Origin of the sequence: Priestia sp. SIMBA_032, from assembly GCF_046535215.1 — a bacterium.
GTDB lineage: Bacteria > Bacillota > Bacilli > Bacillales > Bacillaceae_H > Priestia > Priestia aryabhattai.
Map to the genome: position 1 here is coordinate 1 of NZ_JAWRXD010000309.1, position 328 is coordinate 328.

General features: G+C 38.4%; 1 protein-coding gene. It reads left to right on the plus strand.

All coding sequences use genetic code 11. The annotated features are described in order from the left end of the window. The coding region (locus SB717_RS34525) for an AI-2E family transporter (protein ID WP_410907360.1) at positions 1-325 on the plus strand (325 nt) is incomplete at its 5' end. Positions 326-328: the final 3 nt, after the last annotated feature.

A 328-nucleotide genomic window follows, 5' to 3' on the forward strand; every position in this document is an offset into this window, starting at 1 on the left:
TATTGGGGTAACGGATATAATCCCGTACTTTGGTCCTATTTTAGGAGCGATCCCGACGTTAATGATTGCAGCAACAGTATCAACGAGTTTACTTATTAAGGCGGGGATTACGATTGCTATTTTGCAATTTGTGGAAAGTAACATTTTATCGCCTTACATTGTTGGTAAGTCACTTCGTATGCATCCTGTTATTATTATGCTTGCATTACTAGTTGGGGGGGAAGTAGCTGGTATTGTAGGGTTACTAATATCGGTTCCGATTTTAGCAGTTATTCGTACTGTCATTGTTCATGTGAGACCTCTCTTGAAAAAAGAAAATGTGTAAGTA